Annotated in this window: 25 protein-coding genes, 1 other RNA gene and 2 riboswitches; of the genes, 4 read left to right on the top strand and 22 right to left on the bottom strand. The window is 63.8% G+C overall.

What is annotated here, in order from left to right:
* Window positions 1-25: 25 nt before the first annotated feature.
* The 22 genes from bluB to IWX85_RS03765 form a co-directional block, all read right to left on the bottom strand.
* Entirely contained in the window at window positions 26-787 is a 762-nt protein-coding gene (gene bluB, locus IWX85_RS03870) for a 5,6-dimethylbenzimidazole synthase (protein ID WP_231379510.1), read from the bottom strand.
* On the bottom strand, window positions 741-1,322 hold the full coding sequence (gene cobO, locus IWX85_RS03865) for a cob(I)yrinic acid a,c-diamide adenosyltransferase (protein WP_196868814.1): 582 nt from the start codon (window positions 1,320-1,322) through the stop codon (window positions 741-743). Before cobO ends, bluB begins: the two co-directional genes overlap by 47 nt.
* Before the next feature lie 5 nt (window positions 1,323-1,327).
* Window positions 1,328-2,092, bottom strand: coding sequence for a uroporphyrinogen-III C-methyltransferase (gene cobA, locus IWX85_RS03860; protein WP_196868813.1), 765 nt, complete (start codon window positions 2,090-2,092; stop codon window positions 1,328-1,330).
* Window positions 2,082-2,432, bottom strand: a complete 351-nt coding sequence (locus IWX85_RS03855) for a ferredoxin (protein ID WP_036811422.1) — start codon at window positions 2,430-2,432, stop codon at window positions 2,082-2,084. Before IWX85_RS03855 ends, cobA begins: the two co-directional genes overlap by 11 nt.
* Complete coding sequence (gene cobJ, locus IWX85_RS03850; RefSeq protein WP_196868812.1) at window positions 2,429-3,424, bottom strand: precorrin-3B C(17)-methyltransferase; 996 nt, start codon at window positions 3,422-3,424, stop codon at window positions 2,429-2,431. The genes IWX85_RS03855 and cobJ overlap by 4 nt, the downstream gene beginning before the upstream one ends.
* Window positions 3,421-4,242, bottom strand: coding sequence for a CbtA family protein (locus tag IWX85_RS03845; protein ID WP_196868811.1), 822 nt, complete (start codon window positions 4,240-4,242; stop codon window positions 3,421-3,423). Before IWX85_RS03845 ends, cobJ begins: the two co-directional genes overlap by 4 nt.
* Window positions 4,243-4,256: 14 nt before the next feature.
* Window positions 4,257-4,472 (bottom strand): CbtB domain-containing protein, encoded by a 216-nt coding sequence (locus IWX85_RS03840; protein ID WP_081932726.1) that lies wholly within the window; start codon window positions 4,470-4,472, stop codon window positions 4,257-4,259.
* Between the two features lie 36 nt (window positions 4,473-4,508).
* The gene (locus tag IWX85_RS03835) at window positions 4,509-4,943 is read right to left on the bottom strand and encodes a cobalamin biosynthesis protein (RefSeq protein ID WP_196868810.1); all 435 of its coding nucleotides are present in this window, start codon (window positions 4,941-4,943) and stop codon (window positions 4,509-4,511) included.
* Window positions 4,940-5,707 carry a cobalamin biosynthesis central domain-containing protein gene (locus tag IWX85_RS03830; protein ID WP_196868809.1) on the bottom strand — a complete coding sequence of 256 codons (768 nt, stop codon included), beginning with the start codon at window positions 5,705-5,707 and terminating at the stop codon, window positions 4,940-4,942. Before IWX85_RS03830 ends, IWX85_RS03835 begins: the two co-directional genes overlap by 4 nt.
* The gene (gene cobI / locus IWX85_RS03825) at window positions 5,704-6,522 is read right to left on the bottom strand and encodes a precorrin-2 C(20)-methyltransferase (protein ID WP_196868808.1); all 819 of its coding nucleotides are present in this window, start codon (window positions 6,520-6,522) and stop codon (window positions 5,704-5,706) included. The genes IWX85_RS03830 and cobI overlap by 4 nt, the downstream gene beginning before the upstream one ends.
* On the bottom strand, window positions 6,515-7,852 hold the full coding sequence (gene cbiE / locus IWX85_RS03820; RefSeq protein ID WP_196868807.1) for a precorrin-6y C5,15-methyltransferase (decarboxylating) subunit CbiE: 1,338 nt from the start codon (window positions 7,850-7,852) through the stop codon (window positions 6,515-6,517). The genes cobI and cbiE overlap by 8 nt, the downstream gene beginning before the upstream one ends.
* Entirely contained in the window at window positions 7,849-8,946 is a 1,098-nt protein-coding gene (locus IWX85_RS03815; RefSeq protein ID WP_196868806.1) for a cobalt-precorrin-5B (C(1))-methyltransferase, read from the bottom strand. The genes cbiE and IWX85_RS03815 overlap by 4 nt, the downstream gene beginning before the upstream one ends.
* Window positions 8,943-9,629 (bottom strand): precorrin-8X methylmutase, encoded by a 687-nt coding sequence (locus tag IWX85_RS03810; RefSeq protein WP_196868805.1) that lies wholly within the window; start codon window positions 9,627-9,629, stop codon window positions 8,943-8,945. The genes IWX85_RS03815 and IWX85_RS03810 overlap by 4 nt, the downstream gene beginning before the upstream one ends.
* On the bottom strand, window positions 9,626-10,627 hold the full coding sequence (locus IWX85_RS03805; protein WP_196868804.1) for a sirohydrochlorin chelatase: 1,002 nt from the start codon (window positions 10,625-10,627) through the stop codon (window positions 9,626-9,628). Before IWX85_RS03805 ends, IWX85_RS03810 begins: the two co-directional genes overlap by 4 nt.
* On the bottom strand, window positions 10,624-11,448 hold the full coding sequence (gene cobM, locus IWX85_RS03800; RefSeq protein ID WP_196868803.1) for a precorrin-4 C(11)-methyltransferase: 825 nt from the start codon (window positions 11,446-11,448) through the stop codon (window positions 10,624-10,626). The genes IWX85_RS03805 and cobM overlap by 4 nt, the downstream gene beginning before the upstream one ends.
* 195 nt (window positions 11,449-11,643) lie before the next feature.
* Window positions 11,644-11,879: riboswitch (cobalamin riboswitch) on the bottom strand.
* A 76-nt stretch (window positions 11,880-11,955) separates the two neighbouring features.
* On the bottom strand, window positions 11,956-12,723 hold the full coding sequence (locus IWX85_RS03795; protein ID WP_196868802.1) for an ABC transporter ATP-binding protein: 768 nt from the start codon (window positions 12,721-12,723) through the stop codon (window positions 11,956-11,958).
* 23 nt (window positions 12,724-12,746) lie between these two features.
* A complete protein-coding gene (locus tag IWX85_RS03790; RefSeq protein ID WP_196868801.1) occupies window positions 12,747-13,766 on the bottom strand; it encodes an iron ABC transporter permease in 1,020 nt (339 codons plus the stop codon).
* The gene (locus IWX85_RS03785) at window positions 13,763-14,617 is read right to left on the bottom strand and encodes an ABC transporter substrate-binding protein (protein ID WP_036811385.1); all 855 of its coding nucleotides are present in this window, start codon (window positions 14,615-14,617) and stop codon (window positions 13,763-13,765) included. The genes IWX85_RS03790 and IWX85_RS03785 overlap by 4 nt, the downstream gene beginning before the upstream one ends.
* Window positions 14,618-14,697: 80 nt before the next feature.
* Window positions 14,698-15,288 carry a bifunctional adenosylcobinamide kinase/adenosylcobinamide-phosphate guanylyltransferase gene (gene cobU / locus IWX85_RS03780; RefSeq protein ID WP_196868800.1) on the bottom strand — a complete coding sequence of 197 codons (591 nt, stop codon included), beginning with the start codon at window positions 15,286-15,288 and terminating at the stop codon, window positions 14,698-14,700.
* Window positions 15,281-16,132, bottom strand: a complete 852-nt coding sequence (locus tag IWX85_RS03775) for a cobalamin-binding protein (RefSeq protein ID WP_196868799.1) — start codon at window positions 16,130-16,132, stop codon at window positions 15,281-15,283. Before IWX85_RS03775 ends, cobU begins: the two co-directional genes overlap by 8 nt.
* Window positions 16,125-17,468, bottom strand: a complete 1,344-nt coding sequence (locus tag IWX85_RS03770; protein ID WP_196868798.1) for a cobyrinate a,c-diamide synthase — start codon at window positions 17,466-17,468, stop codon at window positions 16,125-16,127. Before IWX85_RS03770 ends, IWX85_RS03775 begins: the two co-directional genes overlap by 8 nt.
* Before the next feature lie 2 nt (window positions 17,469-17,470).
* Window positions 17,471-19,369 carry a TonB-dependent receptor domain-containing protein gene (locus tag IWX85_RS03765; protein WP_196868797.1) on the bottom strand — a complete coding sequence of 633 codons (1,899 nt, stop codon included), beginning with the start codon at window positions 19,367-19,369 and terminating at the stop codon, window positions 17,471-17,473.
* 85 nt (window positions 19,370-19,454) lie between these two features.
* Window positions 19,455-19,742, bottom strand: a riboswitch (cobalamin riboswitch).
* A gap of 36 nt (window positions 19,743-19,778) precedes the next feature.
* Here IWX85_RS03765 and zapB point away from each other — a divergent pair.
* The 4 genes from zapB to IWX85_RS03745 all read left to right on the top strand — a co-directional run bounded on the left by zapB (window position 19,779) and on the right by IWX85_RS03745 (window position 21,499).
* Window positions 19,779-20,027 (top strand): cell division protein ZapB, encoded by a 249-nt coding sequence (gene zapB / locus IWX85_RS03760; RefSeq protein WP_036811374.1) that lies wholly within the window; start codon window positions 19,779-19,781, stop codon window positions 20,025-20,027.
* Window positions 20,024-20,368: a cell division protein ZapA gene (locus tag IWX85_RS03755; RefSeq protein WP_036811371.1), complete on the top strand. Its 345-nt coding sequence runs from the start codon at window positions 20,024-20,026 to the stop codon at window positions 20,366-20,368. The genes zapB and IWX85_RS03755 overlap by 4 nt, the downstream gene beginning before the upstream one ends.
* Window positions 20,369-20,419: 51 nt before the next feature.
* Window positions 20,420-20,599, top strand: a non-coding RNA gene (gene ssrS, locus IWX85_RS03750) — 6S RNA.
* Between the two features lie 84 nt (window positions 20,600-20,683).
* Window positions 20,684-21,499, top strand: a complete 816-nt coding sequence (locus tag IWX85_RS03745) for a sulfite exporter TauE/SafE family protein (RefSeq protein ID WP_036811368.1) — start codon at window positions 20,684-20,686, stop codon at window positions 21,497-21,499.
* Window positions 21,500-21,514 lie beyond the last annotated feature (15 nt).

Genomic DNA, 21,514 nt, shown 5'->3' with positions numbered 1-21,514 from the left:
TTCGCTATCGGCTATCGGCTATCGGCTATCGGCTATCAGATGAACCTGGATCAGGCGAAGATGCGGCAAAAGGGCCGCCGGGCTGGCCCCACACGTCGTCAAACACCATGTCGCCCAGCGCGGCGCGGTGCGCCCACTTTTCGGCCTGCAGCATGGGCTGGTCGTAAAAGGCATGGACCGGGCCGAGGCACAACATGGCGATGGGCCTGCTGCCTTCGGGCATCTTCAGCAGCTCGGCCAGCTTGACCGGGCAAAAAATCGACACCCAGCCCATACCCAGCCCCTCGGCACGGGCGGCCAGCCAGAGGTTTTGAATGGCGCAGGCGGCGGACGCCAGGTCCATCTCGGGCAGGGTGCGGCGGCCAAACACATGCGCTTCGCGCCCCGGCGGCAAGGCCACCACCAGCAGTTCGGCGGCGTCGAGTACGCCCTGCACTTTCAGCGTCATGAATTCATCTTCGCGCTCGCCCAGCGCCTGCGCGGTCAGCACGCGCTCCTGCTCGACCAGCGCATGCATGCTTTCACGCAGCGGCTGGCTGCGCACCCGGATAAAGCGCCACGGCTGCATGAAACCGACACTGGGCGCATGGTGCGCGGCCGACAGCAGGCGCTGCAGCAGGTCGTCGGCGACCGTGCCGCCGCTGAAGTGGCGCATGTCGCGCCGCGCGTGAATGGCGCGGTACACCGCCTGCCGCTCGGACAGGCTGAAGGCATGGTCTTCACCGGGCAGACTCACGGCATCAGTCTTCAATGCCGCGCTGGGCCGGAATGCCGGCGTTGAACGCATGTTTGACCTTGATCATTTCGGTCACGGTGTCGGCCAGCGCGATGATCTCGGGCGGGCAGCGGCGGCCGGTGATGACCACATGCACGTCTTTCGGGCGGTTTTGCAGCGTCAGCAGCACGTCGTCCAGCGGCATCCAGCCGTAGATCAGCGGATAGGTCATCTCGTCGAGCACCACCATGAAGTTCTCGCCGCTCAGGATGTCGGCCTTGGCTTTTTCCCAGCCGTTGCGCGCCAGCTGGGCGGAATGCTCCAGGTCCTGGCTCTTCCAGCTGAAGCCGTCGCCCAGCCCTTCGATCGGAATGCCCAGCTGCTCGAACATGCGGTGTTCGCCAAAGCGCGCGCTGGGCACTTTCATGAACTGGAAAATCTTGACGGTCTTGCCATGCACATGGTGGCGGCCGTGGGCGCGCAGCGCCAGGCCAAAAGCGGCGGTGCTTTTGCCCTTGCCGTCGCCGGTGTTGACGATCAGCAGGCCGCGCCGTTCGCCCTCGGGTTTTTCATAGGGCTTGTCTGACGGTGGGGTTTCTATTTGCATGGGGCTCACTGTGCAGGAGGGTGGAAATCAGGACTGAGTTGTACCGTCTCGCCAATGATAAGCAAGCCGGGCTGGGGACCATACCCTAGCGCACGCGCGACGAGGTCGCGCAAGCCGGTGGCCATCACGGTCTGGGTGGCGCGCGCGCCATCGCGCACGATGGCTGCAGGGGTATCGGGTGCCAGGCCGTGTGCGATCAACTGGTGGGCTATTTGTGGCAGTCGCTGCAGGCCCATGTAAAAAACACGCGTTTGCCCGGATTTTGCCAAGGCTGCCCAGTCGTGCGTCGCGTTGTCGTCGGCCAGGTGACCGGGCAAGAAAACACAGCTGGCGGCCAGGTCGCGGTGGGTCAAGGGAATGCCCGCCGCCGCCGAACACGCGCTGGCCGCAGTCACGCCCGGTACCACCTCAAAGGCAATGCCTTCCGCCTGCAAGGCCTGCACCTCTTCGCCGCCGCGCCCGAACACATACGGGTCCCCGCCCTTGAGCCGAACGACTCGCCGCCCCATGCGTGCATGCTGAACCAGCAGCGCATGAATGCCGGTTTGCGGCACGGAGTGATACCCCAGGGCCTTGCCCACATACACACGCTCTGCCGCCTCGGGGATCAAGGCCAGCACCTCGGGCGTGATCAGGCGGTCATACATCACCACCTCGGCACGCTGCAGCCGGTCACGTGCCCGCAGGGTCATCAAATCAACCGGGCCCGGCCCCGCGCCCACAATGGACACGAACCCCTGGCCCGAGGGCCGCAGGGCCTCAGCTGGCATCGCAGCCATCCGGTCCCTGGTGAAACACCAGATCGGCCACAGGCTGGCCACCAACCAGATGCTGCTCAATGATGCGGTCCATGTTGGCCGGGGTGACGTTGTAGTACCAGACACCATCAGGCTGCACACACATCACCGGCCCGCCCTTGCAGGCGGCAAAGCAGCTCACGCGGCTGCGCTTGACGCGCATCTCGCCGTCGTGCAGGCCGGCGGCCTTGAACTTGTCGCCCAAGCTGTCAAACAGCGCCTGGGAAGCACCATCCTGCGTGCAGCGCGTCCCGGTGCAGATCAGCAGGTGGCGTTTGTAGCTGCCAATTTTCGGCTTGATCACCTCGTTCATGTCTCCGACTCCTCGGTACTGGCCGCTTCTTCCTTGACCGCCACGTCCTCTGCCGGTGTCATCAGCACGGCCTCGATATAGTCCGCAGGCAGTTTGTGGCGCAGCGCCAGCTCAGCAATGCTCTCGCCCTCGGCACGGTCGGCCTTCAGGTTTTCCATCCAGCCCAGCAAGCCTGTGGACAGCGAGCGGCCAGGCCTTTCGCCCTCGCGGGTACTGCCGTCACCATGCAACTCGTACTTGTTGGCATAACCACGCGGTGTCACCATCAGGCCATGACGGATAAAGGTGTTGCTGTTGCCGATCAACACCGTGGTCAGCATGCCGATGTCGCAGTCCGACATTTTGTCAAGTGTGGTGAATTCAATGCGCTCGCGGCGGCGATACGCTGACTTCACCACCGCCACCGGTGTATCTGGCCTGCGGTGCCGAAGGAACAGGCGCTGGGCTTCCACAATTTGCTGGGTGCGGCGACCGCTCTTGGGGTTATATAGCGCCACGACAAAATCGGCAGCGGCCACGGCGTCCAGGCGGCGGGCAATCACCGGCCAGGGCGTGAGCAGGTCAGACAAGGAAATCGAGCAAAAGTCGTGCGTCAGGGGCGCTCCCACCAGCGCCGCGCAGGCATTGATGGCCGACGCGCCCGGCACAACTTCGACCTCCACGTCGGATTCTGGCGTCCAGCCAGCCTGAAACAGCACCTCGTAGGTGGGCCCGGCCATGCCGTACACGCCGGCATCGCCGGAAGAAATCAGCGCCACCTTTTTGCCTTCGCGGGCGCTGGCCAGCGCATGCACGGCGCGGTCCAGCTCTTCGGTCATGCCCTTGCGCACGACTTCCTTGCCTTCGAGCAAATCAGCCACCAGCTTGATATAAGTGACATACCCCACCACCACATCCGACTCGGCAATGGCCGCGCGCGCGCGGTGCGTCATGTGGTCGTGGCTGCCGGGGCCAATGCCCACCAGCATGATTTTTCCTTGCGGGCGGGTCATGGGTTCACCGCCTTGCCGGCGGATGCCAGCGGCCTGGCGCGTTCAAACGTTGCCGCCATCACCGGACGCAGCCAGCGCTGGAACGCCGCGCCGCACACCAGCCCCATCGACACCCAGAAAGACAGCGACAGCCAGGTGGTGGCCCAGATGAACTGCGTGCCGAGTTCGCGCAATTGCGCCTGTGCCTCGCCGCTAAAACCGGCCAGCGGGTCAGCGCTGATGTGCGGCGCACCCACGACAAAAGGCAAGGCCAGCCACGCTGCCGCTGCCGCCCAACGCGATGGACCCCGCAGGCCGGCCAGCGAAACACACGCCAGCGCTGCGCTGCCTGCCGCCAGCACCCACCAGCCCTGGCGCGAGCCCAGGCGGGCTGCGTCCATGCCGGGAATCTCGGCATGCAAGCCGAGCGAGGGCAAGAAATGGAAACTGAGCCAGCCTGCAGCCGCCACCAGCAAACCCAGCGGCAAAGAACGCATTGCCGTGCCGCGCCACAGGCAGACGCCCATGACGGCAAACACCAGCAGCGCCATGCTGAAGGCATACAGGACGTTGGCCACCCAGGTCCAGAAAATGCGTTCGGCGCCATCGGTCGGCGCCCATTCCTCTGCCGTGCCGTGTTCATGCGCTGGCGCTGCACCTTCGGCGTGGGCATGCGCCATGGCCGCTAGCGGTGCTGCCGGCGTCTCGGCCTTCTGCCCCTCATAGACTTCGGCGGCCTGAATAATTGGCACAGCCTGCCACCGCTGCACACCGGACTGGACACTGCCAACCAGCAGGGCGGCCGCCAGCGCGGCCCAGATCAACCGTTGAAAAATCATGGGTGACTCCCGGTTCAGTGGCAAGGCTTGACGGTGACGTGACGCACGTCATGCGCGGCGTTGTGCGCCAGCGGGCTTTCGGCAAACGCCACGCCGTACAGCACGACCAGCCCCAGGGCCGCACCAGCGGCGAGCTGTAGCAGCGCGCTGCGCACAGCGCTGGCGGGCAAGGCGTCAAGGGAAGGTGAGAAAGAGGCGGAAGGGGCGGAAGAGGCGGAAGAGGCGTTCATGGGTTGCTCCATTTCAGAGTTAGAAATCAAAAAAAATCAAAAAGAGGAAAAGCTGCAAAGGGCCAGGGACACCGTGGCATTTCGCCCGTCGGAGCCCCGGTGTTTATGTTTTTCAACCCGTAGCGCCGTGGCGGGAAGCGCTTGCGCCGTTGCCGAACCCGCCAGCAAGGCGGCCGCTTCGCTGACGGACGGGCTGCCGGTGTACTTGCGCACCGTCTCGGACGGGTTGGGCACGGGCACGACGGCCAGTTGCGAGGGGGTATAGAAATTCAGCGTCCAGCCGTGCTGTGCGGCCAGGGCCAGCAAACCAGGCTCGTCCGCCTTGAGGTCGATACTGGCGGCGGCGACCACGTCACCCAGCTGCGCGCCCGCCAGCGCCAGCGCCTCGTCCAGCGCTTGCTGCAACGTCGCCAGCGGTGTGCCGCGGTCGCAGCCCAGGCCCACGGCAATTTGAAACAAGGGGCGATTCATGCCACCTGCGCTTGCGGCGGGCGGTACACCACCAGGCGCTCGTCAAGCTGCTGCCAGCGCTCCGCCGTGACCTCGGCGTGGGTAATCCACAGCACCGCCTTGAAGTGGTTCAGGTCAACGTCTTCAAATTTTTTAAATTGATGAATGGTGGCGGGCAGCGGCGTGGGCCGGGTCCACCAGTTCGGGCTGCCGGCTTCCTGCACCACGGCAACCGGTTCGCCATTGACGACATGGGCCGAAACGCGGGTGATGTTGAGCTTGGGCGCCTCCACCTTCCAGCCGAGTTCGCGGCCCAGAATATCCACCGCAATGGTCTTGCCCACGTCAGAAGCCGTGGTCAGCACGGCAGTAGCGCCGAGCAACCCGGCCACCTGCTCGGCCATGGCGTTGGCGCCGCCCACATGGCCCGACAGCACCGGAATCACGAACTGCCCCGCGTCATCGACCACCAGCACACCGGGGTCTTCGTCCTTGCTTTTCAGGTGCGGGGCAATCAGCCGCACCACCGCACCCAGCGAGACAAAGAAAACGACCTGGTCAAACTCCGTGAACAGCGTGGCGATTTCATCGCGGAACGCACCGTTGTAGGCGCGCACCAGGTTGGGCAAACCGGCCATGAGTGGTGCGAATTTTTCAGCCACGCAGACGCTCGCCTGCGGCAACTGGCGCGCCAGTTGGGCCGTTTGCTGCGCGCCGTGTTTGGTGATGGCGACCAGCACGACGCGCACGGCGGAGTCGTTATGGGGCAAGGGGTTCATGGTCATCCTAAAGTTTCCTCTTCGATTTCAGTGCTTGTTTTCTTGCGGCAGCCGCGCTGCATGTCGCCGCGCGCACGGCCCGGGTTCTTGACCAGCAGCAGCGACAGGTAATTGACCTGGGTGCCCTTGAGTTCAGCCACGTCGTGAACAATTCGCTCCACCGGGGAACCGGCTTTTTCAATGAAGCGGCTGTGCGCCAGCAGGCCCCGGCGGTCCAGCAGGTCAATCAGGTCGTCGAGCAGCGGCTTGACCTTCATCAGCACCAGGGTGTCGAAGTCTTCGAGCATTTTTTCAACCGCTGCAATGCCGTAGGCTGCGGGCACGATGGCGATGGTGTCGTCCTGCTCCGACAGCGGCATCTGCAGCCGGGCGCAGGCCGCGTTGAAGGAAGTGACACCGGGCACGATGTCGATTTTTGCATCGGCATCGAGTTCGCGCAGCACGCGGGCCAGGTAGCAAAAGCTGGCATAGGTAGAGGCATCGCCTTCAACCAGAAAGAGCACGTCACGGCCGGTCGCCAGCAGCGCCTTCACGGTCTCGGCGGCCTTGAGCCAGTGGCGGGCGAGTTTTTCCACATCGTGCGTCATGGGAAACAGCAGCGGCTGGTGCTGTGCGGGCAGCGCCAGCCCGGCGCGCAGTGCAATGTCGAGCGCGTAGCTTTCCTTGCGCAGGCTGCGCACCGGGTAGGTCCACACCGCATCAGGGCGCTCCAGCAAGGCCCAGGCGCGGCGGGTGATGAGGCCGGGATCGCCGGGGCCTAAAGACACGCCGAACAGGCGGCCCGGGGCTGGCGCCGAGGAAGCAAGGTGGCGTTCAGTCATCGCTTTTCCCTTTCACGGCGGCTTGGAGCACGGTGACTTTTTGCGCACACACCAGCCACACCGGGTTTTCGGCCGCCATGCGATTCATGTGCAAGATCGGCTTGCTGCGGGAGGCCTGCAACTGCAACACGTCCCAGGCCACACCCAGCGACTTGAGCGTCTCGACGGCAGTGGCCAGGTTTTCCAGCGTGACGAAGTTCATCACCAGCCAACCCTCGGGCCTCAAGCGCTGCAATATCAGGCCGATCAGCGCGGCCAGTTCGCCGCCCGAGCCGCCAATGAACACGGCGTCCGGGTCGGGCCAGTGCTGCAGGCCGTCGGGTGCCTTGCCATGCACCAGCGTGTGGTTGCTGACGCCCAGCGCCCGGCGGTTGTCGCGCACATTGACGCCGTCGTCGATATTTTTCTCTATCGCGTAGACATGGCCCTGGCTGCACAGCCGCGCTGCCTCCAGCCCCACAGAGCCCGAACCCGCGCCAATGTCCCACACCACGCTGCTGGCGCGCAATTGCATCCTGGCCAGTGATACCGCGCGCACTTCTTGCTTGGTGAGCAGACCTTTTTCGGGGTAGCGCTGCTGGTAGCGGGCATCGGGCAGGCCCAGCAGAACAGGTTCGGGGCGTAAAGACGTGCGCCAGAGCAGCACCACGTTGGGATCAGCAAACGGCATCTGCGCAGCAGCGCTGATGCGCATGCCGCTGACAATCCGCTCCTCGGGCTGGCACAGGCGTTCGGCCACCGCCATCTCGAAATCATCGGCCAGGCCTTCGGTGACCAGCATGCGGGCTATCCGGTCCGGCGTGTTGGTGGGACTGGTCAAGATGGCCAGGCGATCGTTCTGGCGAATATCGCGCAGCAGCGCATACAGGCCGTGGCTTGGCTCTGACCCCTCTACCCAGTCGCCCGCATCCTTGCTGTGCACCGATGAAAACTTCATGTCCTGCCATGGCAGGCCCAGCCGGGCGCAGGCCAGTTGCAGCGTCGAGACATTGGGCATTACCTCAATCGCCTCGATGCAGAGGCGCGACGCCAGATAGGCGGCAATGCCGTGGCACAGCGGGTCGCCCGTGGCCAGCACCACCACGCGCTGGTGTTCGCTTTGGGCGGTACGGATCCACTCGGGAACCTGCGACAGCGCGCCTGTCAGGTCTCGCTGCAGGGCGGCCGGATCCATCTGCCCGGCCAACAGCTGCAGCGCGCGCGTACCGCCAATCACCAGTTGCGCTTGCGCCAGGTGCGTCAGCGCGGTGCGCCCCAGGCTGGCGACGCCGTCGTCCAGCACGCCGATGATCCGGCATTTTTCAATCAGATGGGTTGTTTCTAAATTCAAGGAGCCTCCGCTATCTTGCGACCGTCAAAGTCGCAGACCAGCACTTTCAAATCAAATTTATCGGGGTAGCGCGCTTGCAGGGTCTGGATCACACGCTGGGCCAAGGCCTTGTGAAAAGCTGGTCCCAGGCCGAGCGCGTCCATGCGCTCGCCTGCATAGCGCGCAGTTTCGTTGCCGCGAATTGCCTCGCACACGTCTGGCGCTGCGCCCAGGCTGGCCGCAATGTCGGCGAGCAGGCCGGTATCAACCTCGGCCCGTCCGGCGTGTGTGATGGTTTCGCCCTGCGCTATTTTTGTCAGCTTGCCGACCATGCCGCCAATCACCACCTGCTTCAAACCGGCTTTCACCGCCGCGCTCATGGCGTAGCGCAAAAAGTCACCCATCTGCACAAAAGCCGGTTCGGGCAGGTGCGGCATCTCGGCCATCACGAACTTCTCGGTGCGCCCGCCAGTGGTCAGCACCACCACGCCATGGCCCAGCGTGCCCGCCACCTGTACGCCCTGCACCACGCTGGCGCGGTAGGCCGCTGTCGAGTACGGCTTGACGATGCCCGAGGTGCCCAGAATGGAAATGCCGCCCAGAATACCAAGCCGCGCGTTCAGGGTTTTTTTGGCCATCTCCAGGCCTTGCGGCACGGAAATGCAGACTTCAAACCCTGTTTCTTCCAGCAGTTCCCCTGCTGCAGCCTGCACATTGGCCGTGATGTTGCGGCGCGGCACCGGATTGATAGCCGGGCCTCCCACCGCCAGGCCCAGGCCAGGCATGGTCACCGTGCCCACGCCAAACCCGCCAGTCAGCACCACTTGGCCGGGCAGGTCGCGGCGCAGCGCCACGTCAGCCGTGAGGTGCGCCTTGTCGGTGCAGTCCGGGTCGTCGCCGGCATCCTTGATGACCATGGCATGCGCCGTGTCCCCATTGACCGCGCCCTCCAGCACGTCAAAAGTTACCAGGTCGCCATTGGGCAGCAGGCATTCAATGCGGTCGGGTACCTGCCCGGTCACCAGCCCCAGCGTGGCCGCACGCGCCGCCGCAGCCGAACACGCGCCGGTGGTGAACCCGGTGCGGGTGCCGCGTGGCGCGTTTTTTTCCATCATGCAGACGCTTTCTGCAGCACTTCTTGCGCCTCGGCCAGACCCAGCAGGGCATGAATCGCTGCCACCACCAGCGTCGAGCCGCCCTTGCGGCCGCGAATCACCATCCACGGCACCGCGTTTTCCAACGCCATCAGGTCCTTGGACTCCGCCGCCGAGACGAATCCCACCGGCATGCCCACAACCAGGGCCGGACGCGCGCCCTCGTCATGAATCAGCCGCACCAGCTCGATCAGGGCGGTGGGGGCATTGCCGATTCCCACGATGGCGCCGTTGATCAAGCCCAGGTGGTGCGCCTTGCGCATGGCCTGCACGGCGCGGGTCGTGCCTTCGGCCTTGGCGGCCTCAATCACATCGGCGTCCGAGATGAACTGGTGCGTGGCCATGCCAAAGTGGCCCAGTCGCGGCGCCGACAGCCCAACGCAAATCATCTCCACATCGGCCACCACACGCGTGCCGTGTGACAGCACTGCCGCCACGCCGGCCGCAACCGCCTGCGGGTGAAAGTCGGTCATGCCGTTGAAGTCAAAGTCGGCATTGGCGTGAATCATGCGGCGCACGATGGGCCACTGATCCGCTGTGTAGCCGTGCGATGCCACTTCGCGGTCAATCACTGCAAAAGAGTCGTGCTCAATGGCCCGGCCTGCAGCCGTAAGCTGCTCGGTGACGATGTTGGCATGGCTCATGGGTGGGCCACATCGTGCGGATGGGCATGGTCATGCGCATGCGGGTGTGGATGCGGGTGCGCATGAATTTGTATGGTGGCCTGGGCAGGGGGATGCGCATGTTCATGGGCATGTTCATGTTCGTGCGCGTGATCATGTTCATGGTTGTGCGCAACGGCGTCGTCGTGGTGGTGGCCACCCATACCGTTTGCGACCCCGAACTCGCGGTATTTGCAACCATCGCACGGCATGCGTGACGCGGTGACGCCACTTTTCAAGTCATTCACCCGTTCTTCCAGCAGCTCAAAGATTTCCCGCTCAAAGCCGAAGTAGTTGGTTGAGGTAAACCGGATAGTGGGGTACTGGGTTTTCAGGTTGTCGACCTGCCGGGTGATGCGCTCGACCAGCGTGCCGTTGAACAGGTAGTAAGGCAGCACCACCACTTGCGTCATGCCCAGCAGGCTTTGCCGCTGCACCGCTTTTTCAAGACGCGGCCAGGTGATGCCGGTGAAGGCCAGGTCGACCAGCGGGTGGTCGGTTTCTTCCATCAGCCAGCGCGCCATCTTGGCCATCTCGCCATTGGCCTGGCGGTCCGACGAGCCACGCCCCAGCATCACCACGCCGGTGGTCGTCGGGTCCGGCATGTCCAGCGCCTGCATCGCGCCCTTCAGGCGACGTTTGACAATCGACAGGATGTGATCGCACGCCGTCAGGTGCGGGGCGTACAGGAACTGCACCCCCGGAAACTTCAGCCGCGCGCCGTCAATGGCTTGCGGAATGTCCATCTTGACGTGCCCGGCGGCGTTCAAAATCAGCGGCACCACCATCACGCGCTGCGAGCCGGTAGCGGCGCGACGCAAACCTTCGCTCATGGTGATTTCAGAAAACTCGATGAAGCAAATCTCGATGCGCCAGTTCGGCTGCCGCGCGCGCCACTGCTGCGCAAACGCTTCAATTTCGTCGTTGCCTGATTTTTCGCGCGAGCCGTGGCCCACCAGAAGAATGGTGTCTGCTGTCATGTTGTCTCCGGAAGGTTTTGGGATGTATCGGTTGTCAGGCCGGTGCTGGCGCGCCGGAATTTGTGCGTGAAGCTGGCGTCGTACAGTTTGGATTTGGCCAGTGTTTGCCAATGCCGCGCGCCCAGCGTCGGGCTCGCAATGACCATTGACTGGCTGACGATTTTGGCGTCGCGGCACAGGCCTTGAATGGTGGCCACGGTGCCCCGAATGATTTTTTCCTCACCCGGCCAGCTGGCCTTGTGAACCACCACCACCGGCGCATCGGGCGACCAGCCGGCCGCCGTCAGCGCCGCCGCGACACGCCCCATCAGCGTGATGCTCAGGAAAATGCACAGCGTGCTGTGGTGCGCGGCCAGCGCCTCCAGCGATTCGCCCTCGGGCATGGGCGTACGCCCTTCCACCCGGGTAAAAATCACGGTCTGGGTGACTTCGGGCAGCGTCAGGCTTTCGACTGCCGTTGCGGCAGAAGCCATGGCTGACGACACGCCCGGCACCACGGCAATCGGCACGCCGGCCGCGTCCAGCGGCTGCACCAGCTCGATCAGCGCGCCATACAGGCCAGGGTCGCCGGTCTGCAGGCGCACCACGGTCTGGCAGCGCCCGGCCTGAATGATCAGCCAGGCCGACATCTGCTCCAGCGTCATGTCCTTGCTGTCGGCGATCACGCAGCCCGCCGGTGCCCAGCGCATGGCAGCTTCACTGACCAGGGAGCCGGCAAACAAAATGGCCCCCGCGCGCTCGATCAGCGCCCTGCCCTTCACGGTGATGAGTTCCGGATCACCCGGCCCTGCGCCCACAAACCAGACGGTGCCGCCGCTCATGACCCCGACGCTGAAAAGCGTTGCCTCAACATATCGTCTCCTCCACGCCCATCGCGCGACAGATTAAATGGGTGTGATCAAGCGAAGGGAGGAGGAAAAGAGAAAGAAGGCGAAGCCGCAAGAGCAACGGATGCCGGTGCAAAAATGCCCGAAACCGCTGTGGACTGTCGCCTGCTGACCCTTGCCCATCGCAAGATCACGCGCAAAAAATCAGGCCGGTCTCCGGACTCACGAGTGAACAAGCACAAAGCTTGTTTGCCGGACCCCCTTCCCATGCGTTGGCACAGTGGTGATGGATCTGGCTTTGACTCGTTTACCGTTGCGAGGGCAGCGTCGGAATGGCATGGGTTGTTGAATAACCCGTGCGCACCGACTTCCCGTTTAAGCCTGCAAACCGAAGGTTGCAGGCCACCTGAAATTCATTTTTAGTTTAGCACCCGAAAATTGATTTTTTCTGACAATCAGGTTCGCAAGGTGCGCGGCGGCTTCGTTGAGCATGATGTAAAACTAGATTCGGGGCAAAGCCAGCCATTGACCGGCCAAGCGATGCACGGTGATTCGCTGGTCAAACACCTCTTCAAGCGCACGGTGCGTGGCGGCGTCAGCGCAGGCACCGTGGTGCGTGACGCAGCCTTTGTCCATCACCACCAGCTCGTCGGCCTGCAGCGCGAACGAGATTTCGTGCAGCACGCTGACCACGGTCTTGCCGCTGGCGACCAAGTTGCGCACCATCAGCAGCCAGTCGGCCTGGTGCGGCGGGTCGAGGTTGGCCAGCGGTTCGTCCATCAGCAGCACCTCGGCCTCAACCGCCAGCGCGCGTGCCAGCAGCACACGCTGGCGCTCGCCGCCCGACAACTGCCCAAGCGGCCGGCCACACCAGTCCCAGGCTTGAGTCGCCCGCAAGGCACGCTCGACGGCAGCATGGTCAGCGGCGCTGGGTGGCGCCAGCCAGGCCTGGTGCGGCAGGCGGCCCAGCATGGCCACGTCGTATACCGTCAGGTCGTCGGCTGAGCTTTCGTTCTGGCCCAGCCACGACAACTGTTGCGCCCGGTCGCGCCCGCGCATCGCGGCCATTGGCTGACCCAGCAAGGTGACATTGCCGCTGTGCGGCAGCAGCCCGGCCAGCACCCTGAGCAGGGTTGATTTGCCCGCACCGTTGGGACCGACGATGCTGGTCCACCGGGCCCGGGGCAAAGCCAGCGAAATACCGTGCAATACCTTATCATTTCCAAGCTTTGCGCATATGGATCGGGCGTTGACAGCTATTGAATCCATAGCAAGGTCGAAAGCCGGAGCTGTCACAGCCCATTCCCCCGCCCGGTATTGCGGTGCATCAGCCAGAGCAAATAAGTGCCGCCCAGCACGGCGGTCAGCACGCCCACCGGCAACTCTTGCGGCGCGACCAGCCAGCGCGCCAGGATGTCGGCGGTGCTCAACAGCACCGCGCCCATCAGGCTGGCCAGGCCAATCAGCCGGCCATGCGTCGTCTTGACCACCGAGCGCACCAGATGCGGCGCAGCCAGGCCGACAAAGGCAATCAGCCCGGTTTGCGCCACCGCCGTGCCGGTCGCCAGCGCCAGCACCGCCACCAGCGCGGCGCGCATCTGCGGCAGCGGCAGCCCCAGGCTGTGCGCGGTCGATTCGCCCAGCGCCAGCCCGTCAAGCGCATGGCTCATCATCCAGGCGGCCAGCATCATCACGGCAAACACTGCCGCCATGATGGCGCAGGCGGTCCAGCCGACAAAGCCGGTGCTGCCCAGCATGAAGGACTGCATGGCCTGCATGATCTCGGGCGTGAGCAGCAGGATCAGGGACGTGATGGCGCCCAGCACCACGCCCACAATCACACCCGCCAGCAGCAGCCGCAGCGTGTGCTGCACGCCTTTGGCCAGCAGCAGCGTGAGCAGCACCGCCAGCACAGCGCCGACAAAGGCCGCACCGGTCAGGCCAATGCGCGCCAGCCAGTGCGTGGCCAGCGGCGACACGCCAAACAGCGCCATCGCCAGTGCCACGCCGAGCGAGGCGCCCGACGCGCTGCCCAGCAAATACGGGTCGGCCAGCGGATTGCGAAACAAGCCCTGCGCCACTGCGCCGGCCAGCCCCAGCAAGGCCCCGGCCAGCCAGGCGCCCAGCGTGCGCGGCAGTCGGATTTCCGAGACGATCAGCAGCGCCTGGGCATCGTTTTGCATGTTCAGCACACTGTCAAAACCGGTGCTGCCCACGCTCATGCCCAGCAGCAGCAAGGCGGCCGACGCTACCGCCAGGCCGATGGCCAGCCAGAACGCCTTGCGGTGCTGGCGGGTAAAGCTGGGGCTCATCCGGCCCCAGCCTTGCCCGCGATGCAGTTGGCCATGATGCGTGCCGCTTCGGCCATGCGCGGGCCGGGGCGCACCACCACGTCGGACTCGTCCACACCGTAAACGCAGATGCGCTGCTGTTTGACCGCCTTGATGCTGGACCAGCCCGGATAGGTCGCCATGGCCTGCATGCTGCGGCTGCCGACCATGATCAGGTCCGGGTTGGCGCGCACCACGAATTCCGGGTTGATGCGGGGAAACGGTCCCAGCGACGCAGGAATGATGTTTTTCACGCCCAGCCGCGTCAGGGTCTCGCCAATGAACGACGCTTCGCCGGCGGCATACGGCCCCCGGCTGACTTCAAAATAGACGCGGGTGTTTCTTGCCTGAGGCGGTATGGATTGCGCCGCCGCCGAGACGCTGGCGTCGATGATTCGCCAAAGGCGGTCCGCGCCCTGCGCTGGCGGAATGTCGAGCAGCACGCCTATCTTTTTCAGCACGCGCTGCACGTCGGCATGGCTTTTGGGCTCCAGCGCCACCACCTTGATGCCCAGCGATTCCAGGCGTTGGCTGGCGCGCGACGAGGTAGCCAGAATCACCACGTCGGGCTTGAGCGCGACGATGGCCTCAATGTTCGGATCGAGTCCGCCCCCCACCACTGGCAGGCTTTTGACGCTGGCCGGATGGTTGGAATAGCGGTCGATGCCAACCAGCCGATGGCACTGCTCCATAGCGCACACCGTTTCGGTCAGCGACGGCAGCAGGCTGACGATACGCTGCGGGCTTTGCGCCAGGGTGACGCTGACGCCTCTGTCATCGGTGAGTTGCAGGGCGTGGGCCGGGGCCAGTCCAGCCAGGCAGAGCAGCAGCATGAAAGCTGTTGTCAAAGTTTTAAGCGCGCTGGCCCTCACCCCAACCCTCTCCCTGAGGGAGAGGGAGCAAGATAAATTCTTCATGCCGTGCCTTTAAGAGTGAGCGGCAAGCCGGCCGCCATGAAGGTCACGCGCTGGCAAGCCTGCGCCACGTCCTGGTTCAGCCGCCCCAGCGCATCGACAAACGCCCGCGTTTCGCGCCCAAGCGGAATCACGCCCAGGCCAATCTCGTTGCCGACCAGGACGACCGGGCCAGCGGCGTTTTCAATTGCTCTCAAAACCATAGCTACCTGCACCCGTGCAGTATGCGCTGGGGCCTCATTTTGCTTAGAATTCTCCATCGGCATGAGAAGATTGGTCAGCCACAGCGTCAGGCAGTCCACGACGACGAGGGTTTGCGGCTGACTATGACGGGCCAAGGTTTGGCCCAGCGCCAGCGGCTCTTCCACCGTTTGCATGCCCGGCACCCGCTCGGCGCGGTCGGTCTGGTGGCGCGCAATGCGCTCGCGCATTTCCTCGTCCCAGGGCTGGGCGGTGGCGATCATCACGGCTTGATGCGCCGGCGACTGCGCCAGCCAGCTGCGCGCCAGCAACTCGGCACGGCGCGACTTGCCGCTTTTCTGGCCGCCCAAAATCAGCTCGCTGCGGGCGGCGGACAGCAATTCATCCATGTGCTGCATCCCAACCAAGGATGAATTTGTGCAGCTTTTCCACGCCATCGGTCAGCGCGGCCGGGCCGGGCTGCAGGATTTCGGACGACTTGATCTCGAACAGCTGGTTGTTTTTGATGGCCGGCACGTTCTCCCAGCCAGGCCGGGCGGCGACCAGCTCGGGCCTGAATTTCTTGCCGCACCAGGAGCCAAAAATAATGTCGGGGGCGCGCTGCACGATCTCCAGTCCGTCGGCAATGATGCGCCCCTTGCCCATGGCTTCCTTCGCCAGTTCAGGGAAGCAATCATCGCCGCCGGCAATGCCGACCAGCTCCGACACCCAGGCGATGCAGCTGATGTGCGGGTCGTGCCATTCCTCGAAAAACACCTGGGGGCGGCGCTTGAGCGAACGCGCCGCCTGCTCGATTTCGAGCAGCCGCTGCTGCATCTGCCCGATCAGCCCCAAACCGCGCTCGACCTGCCCGACCATGGCGGCGAGCTGGTACATCATCGAAAAGATCTCGGCCACGCTGCGCTGGTTGAAGATGGTGACCTGAATGCCGTGGCGAATCAGCTGCGCGGCAATGTCGGCCTGCAGGTCTGAAAAACCGATCACGCAGTCGGGCCGCAACTCAACAATCTTGTCGATCTTGGCGCTCAGGTAGGCGCTGACCTTGGGCTTTTCCTCTCTAGCGCGCGGCGGGCGCACGGTGTAGCCCGAGATGCCGACGATGCGGCGCTCTTCACCCAGCATGTACAGCCATTCGGTGGGTTCTTCGGTCAGGCAGACGATGCGCTGCGGACCATAGGCCGAGGTGTCTTGGCTGGCGGCCAGTGCGCGCCAGCCGTTGGCTGCTTCAGTCATGGTCATCCTTTAAAAACAAACGCGCCGCCGCAGCCGGGCTGGACGCGAACCAGGCATGGAAATAACTCGCCTTGACAGAACCTTTTGATCCGGACACGTACAGCGCCTCGCCTTCGCCGCGCAAGGAGCGTCCCGGGGCGGCCTGGGTGCGGCTGGCAGCCGGCAGCGACGTGGCGCAGGTGGAATAGTGGAACGTGTGGCCGCGCAGGGTGCCGCCCGGCATGTCAAGCTGCTGCGGCCCCAGCGCGGCGAGCCGATTTTGCATCGTCACGCTGCCGGGCAGGACGCCCCACACCGGATGGCTGCTGCCGTTCGTGTCGATGATTTCATCAAACAAGGCCATCATGCCGCCGCACTCGGCCCAGACCGGTTTGCCGGCCTGGACATGCGTGACGATGCTGTTTTTCATGGGAGCGTTGGCGGCCAGCGTTTGGGCATGCAGCTCGGGGTAGCCGCCGGGCAGCCAGAGCGCGTCGCAATCCGGCAGTGAATCGTCTGCCAGCGGTGAAAAATAGGCCAGTTCGGCGCCCATGGCCTGCAGGCAGTCGAGGTTGGCGGCGTAAAGAAAACAAAAGGCTGCATCGCGGGCGACGGCAATCGTCCGGCCCTGCAAGGCCGCAGAGGGAAAGTCCCGTGTCACTGAATCGCTGCCCTGAAAATCAACCGCCCAGGCTTGCAGGTCATGGCTATTCATCTGCCCCAGCGGTGTGTCCGCCAGCGCATCGGCCGCCACATCCAGCCGCTGCATGGCATCGTCCAGTTCATGGTCCATGACCAGGCCCAGGTGCCGCTCGGGCAGCGTCAAGGCTTCGTTGCGCATCAAGGCGCCCAGCCATTGGGCCGGGTCGCGCAGGCCGTCCTCCAGCATCACCGCGTGGCCAGGCGAGGCCACCCGGTTGGCCAGCACGCCGGCAAAACGCAAGCCTTCGCGGTAATGCTGCAGGCCCCAGGCCAGCGCGCCAAAGGTGCCGGCCATGGCGCTGGCGTCAATCACCGCCACGACCTTCAAGCCAAAGCGCTGCGCCAGATCGGCCGCGCTCGGCTGGCCGTCAAACAGCCCCATCACGCCTTCAACAATGATGAGGTCAGCGTCTTGCGCCGCATCATGCAGGCGCTGCGCGCAATCCGCCTCGCCCGTCATCCACAAATCGAGCTGATGCACCGGCGCGCCGCTGGCCAGCGCCAGCCAGTACGGGTCCAGAAAGTCGGGACCGCACTTGAAGACGCGCACCCGCCGGCCCTGCCGCGCATGCAGGCGCGCCAAAGCGCAAGCCACCGTGGTCTTGCCCTGGCCGGAGGCCGGGGCGGCGATGAGGATGGCGGGGCAACAGACCATGCTTATTTCGGCGACCACTTCACGCCAGCGTAAAACGAGCGCCCTGCGGTGGCGTAGGTCCGGGCCAGTTCGTACTGTTTGTCGGCCAGGTTGTCCACGCGCGCCAACAGGGTCCAGTCCTTGGAGAGCGGTGTGCTCGCGCTCAGGTTGAGCAAGGTGTAGCCGCTCAGCGTCCTGGTGTTGGCGGCATTGTCAAAGCGCCGGCCCGAGAACTGGGCCTCGGCGCCTAGCAACCAACTTCCCACGCGGGTATCGGCGGTCAATGTACCGTGCCGTTTGGAGCGGCGGGCCAGTTGTTTGCCGGTGTCCTTATCCGTGGGATTCTGGAAGTCAGCCGAAGCGCCCAGTTTCACGCCGCTCAAGGCATAGCTGCCCGATACGGTGATGCCTTTGTATTCGGCTCGCGCCACGCTGTCGTAGCAGCCAAAAGGCGAGAGGCAAGCGCCTGGTTGATCGACAAAAGTGATCAGGTTGCGCACCTTGTTGCGGTAAGCCACAAGCCCCAGGCTATTGGCGCCCTCGCTGAAGCGCAGGCCGGCTTCCAGGTTGCGGCTGGTCTCCGGTTGCAGGCTGCTCACGCCGTATTCACTGAAACGCTGGTACAGCGTGGGCGCGCGAAAGGCGGTTCCGGCTGAAGCGGTCAAGCGAAGTTTGGGCGTGATCGCAAGCCCGTAGGCCGCACTGCCAGTGCTTTTGCCGCCAAAGCCGCTGTCGTCGTCGTGTCGGACATTGAGTTGCACGGTATGGCTTCCCTGGACCAAACCGTAGCCCAGCGCAACGGCGTTTTGCGTGCGGGTGCGGGTGGCGCCAACGTCGCTGTTTTCCAGTTCGTCTTCCCGGCGCTCCAGTGCGGCCGTGACCAGATGCGGACCGAAACGCAGTTCGTTCTGGAACAGGTAACCGCGCAAAGTGGTCGTGGTCAGGTAACTTGAGGGCGTGGTTTCATAACCGTTGTAGGAGTCGGTCAAGCTCAGCCGGGTGCTGTAGGAATCGCTCCACTGAGCACTCCAGTTGAGCCCCACGGCACGCAACTTGGTATGGGCCAGGTCATCTACCGGGACTGCCGGATCATGGCTGAAGTCGTCGTAATGCGCTTTCAGGTCGCTGGCCAGCAGCGTAGCGTCCAGACGATGTGCGCGATTGACCTGATAACCCAGCCGTGCGTTGGCAGAGGTGCTGCGATAGCCGTCTTTATCGGGGTTGCGCAGGCCGTCGCCGGGCGGAGTAGTTGAAAAGTCGCCGGGGATGCGCAAACGCTGCGGCTGCGCGTCATACCCATCGCTGGCTTCATGGGCCAGGCCGAGCGAATAGTCGAACGCTCCGTCGACGCCTACAGACCCGCTGATACCTGCATCAAGCTTGCGTAAACCATGGCTACCGGCGGCCACGCCGACATAAGGGGTGGCTGGCCCTTGGCCCTTGCGGGTAAACAGTTGAATCACGCCGTTGATGGCGTCCGAGCCATAAACTGCCGCCGCAGGGCCGCGCAGCACTTCAATCCGATCAATTTGCGCCAGCGGAATGCTCTCCCACGCCGCGCCGCCGCTGCCGGACTGCGTGTCCAGGCGCACGCCGTCCAGGTACACGGCCGTGTGATGCGAGTTGCCGCCACGCGAGAACACGCTGGTGGTTCCCCCCACGCCGCCATTGCGATTGATCTCGATGCCAGGCAAACGCGCCAGCAAATCGGCGACGCCGGTAGCGCCACTGCGCTCAATCATGGCACGGTCAACGATGGACACATCAGCTACCAGATCGGACAGGGGTTGCGCCGCGCGAGTGGCGGTGACCACCATTTCCCTGAGTTGCGGCGCAGGCCGCATTTGCGAAAAAGACGGAAATACAGCAGCCAAGGCCAGAGGCAGCGCGGCCAGGCGCACGTTGGAAATACAGATTTTCATGGGATCAAACTATCAACAAAATGCTCTCACCGGCTTCCCCGCCAGTGCATGAGCGTTACGAGCGCGCGAGTTCTTTAAAAAAAACGTGCACGTCCACCTTGTTGGCCGGTATCCGGGCTCGCGGAACTGCTTTCATCGCCTTCCCAAGCGCGTGTTCAAAACGCTCAGTGACTCATGATGAAAACTGAATGCGGCACTGACTTGCTCAGGGCGCTGCATTCGTCCGTTTACCGTTGCGGGGGCAGCGCAGGTTAGAGGTCGCAGCGCTTGGCAAACCGGTTGACCCGGCGCGCATGGCGTTGACTTCCCCCTGCTTCCCGTTGAACTGCAGCATGTGAACCATGCGGCGAGCACCAACAGCGGGCATTCTACGCGGCAAAATACGCCTGACCCTACAATCGCAAGTGCCATGCCGAACCAACACCCTATCGATCCCATCGACCAAATTACCGAACGCGTCGAGCAGCTTTTGCTGCGCTACGAAGAATTGCAGCGCACCAACGCCCAGCTGGGCGAACAGGTCACTGCCTTGTCATACGAGCGGGATTCGCTCAGGTCCCGGCTCAGCGCTGCCCGTGCCCGCGTGGATGCACTGATCGAGCGCTTGCCCGAAACCACCGACTCCGTTGTCAACCCCTTTGTGGACCCTGCGCGATGAAACAGCTAGAAGTACAGATCATGGGTCAGAACTACATGCTGGGCTGCCCGGAAAACAGCGAAACCCGCCTGCTGGAGGCGGTTGAGACCGTGGATTCGGCCATGTGCAAGATCCGTGATGCCGGCAAAGTGAAGGCACGCGACCGGATTGCCGTTCTGGCGGCGCTGAATCTGGCCTACCAGTTGCTGGAGCCTGCGCCCGCACCGCCGGAGCCTGTCCTGCAGACGCCGGACCTGCGGGCCGATGCCGCCGATGACGCCAGCGAAGCATCCCGGGCGCAACTGCAGTCTCTGCTTCAAAAGCTGGAAGCTGCGCTGGCCAGCCCAAATTTCATGGCTTGATCTTTTCAAACTTTCGCCCGGCAACCGATTCGCCGTATGGGCCTACAATCGATTTGTCTGCGGTGCGCGCCGGGCTTTACATTTCCTTGAACCAATGCTCCACGAGCACGGGCTTGGTAAATTGTCAGACAGGTGTGATCGTCTCGCGTCAGACGAACCCGAAGCCTGACTGCCCTCGCCCACCTGAACCCCGGTTCAGGATGACGGTCCGGTGGCATTCGCAGACACCTAATTCTTCTAATTCATCTTCTCGCTTCGACCATCGCCGTTCCGGGAGGAATGCGGTGACCGTCCTGATGTCCAACGTTGCCGCTCATGATTCTCGAACCCTTGCTGATCGTTGAACTCGCCGTGCTCGGCGTGGGAACAGGCTTTCTTGCGGGCCTGCTCGGCATCGGGGGCGGCATGCTGATGGTGCCTTTCATCACCATCATCCTGGCCAATCGCGGGGTTTCCGCTGACTTGGCGGTAAAAATGGCCATTGCCACTTCCATGGCTACCATCATTTTCACGTCTCTTTCGAGCGTACGAGCGCACCACAAACGCGGCGCCGTGCGCTGGGACATCGTCAGACGGCTGGCGCCGGGCATCGTGGCAGGCAGCGTCATCGGCAGTCTGGGCGTCTTTGCCCTGCTCAAGGGGTCATACCTGGCAATTTTTTTTGGCGTGTTCGTGAGTTTTTCCGCCACCCAGATGTTCCTTGACAAAAAACCCAAGCCAACGCGCCAGATGCCGGGGACTGGCGGCCAGTTGGCTGCGGGTGGCTTTATTGGCTTCCTGTCGGGCCTGGTGGGCGCAGGCGGCGGGTTCATCAGCGTGCCTTTCATGACCTGGTGTAATGTTGCCATCCACAATGCGGTCGCCACCTCGGCAGCGCTGGGTTTTCCGATTGCCCTTGCCAATGTGCTGGGCTACGCCATCAGCGGGCAAACCGTGCAGAACCTGCCCGAAGGTTCTCTGGGCTATATCTGGCTGCCGGCGCTGGCCGTGGTCGCCACGTGCAGTTTCCTGACCGCACCACTGGGGGCCAGGGCAGCGCACAACATTCCGGTCGGCAAACTCAAGCGGGTGTTCGCCAGCATCCTTTATCTTCTTGCTGCTTACATGCTCTACAAGGGACTGAGCAGCTAGGCCTGCGGATTACGC

This window comes from Polaromonas sp. CG_9.11 (assembly GCF_015752225.1).
Classification (GTDB): Bacteria; Pseudomonadota; Gammaproteobacteria; order Burkholderiales; family Burkholderiaceae_C; genus Polaromonas.
The sequence above is the reverse complement of the archived record's forward strand: the minus strand, read 5'-3'. Positions and strand labels throughout refer to the sequence as shown.

Bases quoted from the DNA above. Each gene is read 5' to 3' on its own strand.
- cobI (WP_196868808.1), bottom strand. From the start codon at position 6,522: ATGACTGAACGCCACCTTGCTTCCTCGGCGCCAGCCCCGGGCCGCCTG.
- IWX85_RS03745 (WP_036811368.1), top strand. From the start codon at position 20,684: ATGATTCTCGAACCCTTGCTGATCGTTGAACTCGCCGTGCTCGGCGTG.
- IWX85_RS03765 (WP_196868797.1), bottom strand. From the start codon at position 19,369: ATGAAAATCTGTATTTCCAACGTGCGCCTGGCCGCGCTGCCTCTGGCC.
- IWX85_RS03785 (WP_036811385.1), bottom strand. From the start codon at position 14,617: ATGCTGCTGCTCTGCCTGGCTGGACTGGCCCCGGCCCACGCCCTGCAA.
- IWX85_RS03835 (WP_196868810.1), bottom strand. From the start codon at position 4,943: ATGAATCGCCCCTTGTTTCAAATTGCCGTGGGCCTGGGCTGCGACCGC.
- cobU (WP_196868800.1), bottom strand. From the start codon at position 15,288: ATGGATGAATTGCTGTCCGCCGCCCGCAGCGAGCTGATTTTGGGCGGC.
- IWX85_RS03830 (WP_196868809.1), bottom strand. From the start codon at position 5,707: ATGACCATGAACCCCTTGCCCCATAACGACTCCGCCGTGCGCGTCGTG.
- cobA (WP_196868813.1), bottom strand. From the start codon at position 2,092: ATGCCAGCTGAGGCCCTGCGGCCCTCGGGCCAGGGGTTCGTGTCCATT.
- IWX85_RS03755 (WP_036811371.1), top strand. From the start codon at position 20,024: ATGAAACAGCTAGAAGTACAGATCATGGGTCAGAACTACATGCTGGGC.
- cobO (WP_196868814.1), bottom strand. From the start codon at position 1,322: ATGCAAATAGAAACCCCACCGTCAGACAAGCCCTATGAAAAACCCGAG.
- IWX85_RS03810 (WP_196868805.1), bottom strand. From the start codon at position 9,629: ATGAGCCATGCCAACATCGTCACCGAGCAGCTTACGGCTGCAGGCCGG.
- IWX85_RS03770 (WP_196868798.1), bottom strand. From the start codon at position 17,468: ATGGTCTGTTGCCCCGCCATCCTCATCGCCGCCCCGGCCTCCGGCCAG.
- IWX85_RS03790 (WP_196868801.1), bottom strand. From the start codon at position 13,766: ATGAGCCCCAGCTTTACCCGCCAGCACCGCAAGGCGTTCTGGCTGGCC.
- cobM (WP_196868803.1), bottom strand. From the start codon at position 11,448: ATGAGCGGCGGCACCGTCTGGTTTGTGGGCGCAGGGCCGGGTGATCCG.
- zapB (WP_036811374.1), top strand. From the start codon at position 19,779: ATGCCGAACCAACACCCTATCGATCCCATCGACCAAATTACCGAACGC.
- IWX85_RS03795 (WP_196868802.1), bottom strand. From the start codon at position 12,723: ATGGATTCAATAGCTGTCAACGCCCGATCCATATGCGCAAAGCTTGGA.
- IWX85_RS03815 (WP_196868806.1), bottom strand. From the start codon at position 8,946: ATGATGGAAAAAAACGCGCCACGCGGCACCCGCACCGGGTTCACCACC.
- IWX85_RS03855 (WP_036811422.1), bottom strand. From the start codon at position 2,432: ATGAACGAGGTGATCAAGCCGAAAATTGGCAGCTACAAACGCCACCTG.
- IWX85_RS03845 (WP_196868811.1), bottom strand. From the start codon at position 4,242: ATGATTTTTCAACGGTTGATCTGGGCCGCGCTGGCGGCCGCCCTGCTG.
- cobJ (WP_196868812.1), bottom strand. From the start codon at position 3,424: ATGACCCGCCCGCAAGGAAAAATCATGCTGGTGGGCATTGGCCCCGGC.
- IWX85_RS03840 (WP_081932726.1), bottom strand. From the start codon at position 4,472: ATGAACGCCTCTTCCGCCTCTTCCGCCCCTTCCGCCTCTTTCTCACCT.
- bluB (WP_231379510.1), bottom strand. From the start codon at position 787: ATGCGTTCAACGCCGGCATTCCGGCCCAGCGCGGCATTGAAGACTGAT.
- IWX85_RS03805 (WP_196868804.1), bottom strand. From the start codon at position 10,627: ATGACAGCAGACACCATTCTTCTGGTGGGCCACGGCTCGCGCGAAAAA.
- IWX85_RS03775 (WP_196868799.1), bottom strand. From the start codon at position 16,132: ATGACTGAAGCAGCCAACGGCTGGCGCGCACTGGCCGCCAGCCAAGAC.